The sequence below is a fragment of the Olavius algarvensis spirochete endosymbiont genome, from assembly GCA_900608495.1.
GTDB lineage: Bacteria > Spirochaetota > Spirochaetia > DSM-2461 > DSM-2461 > UBA2779.
Map to the genome: position 1 here is coordinate 1 of UWYT01000283.1, position 298 is coordinate 298.

1 protein-coding gene is annotated in these 298 nt (G+C 51.7%); it reads left to right on the forward strand.

The genetic code is table 11. The features are described 5' to 3' along the window. Positions 1-245 (forward strand): SBBP repeat-containing protein (locus tag S1OALGB6SA_RS08775; protein ID WP_371686057.1); only part of this gene is annotated, 245 nt, incomplete at its 5' end. Positions 246-298 lie beyond the last annotated feature (53 nt).

Consider the following 298-nt stretch of genomic DNA (forward strand, 5'->3'; position numbering starts at 1 on the left):
CAGAGGGCAATGTCTATGTGGTAGATTATGGCAACAACCGCATCCGGAAAATCACTCCGGCAGATAGAATAGATGATAGAGTGGTAAGCACCTTAGCCGGCAGCTCAGCGGGTTTTGCGGATGACATCGGCACAGAAGCACAGTTTGACTTCCCCTACGGAGTGGCTGTGGACTCATCCGACAATGTCTATGTGGCAGATTATGGCAACAACCGCATCCGGAAGATCACGCCGGCAGATAAATAGAAGATAGAGTGGTAAGCACCTTTGCCGGCAGCACAGAGGGTTTTGCGGATGGC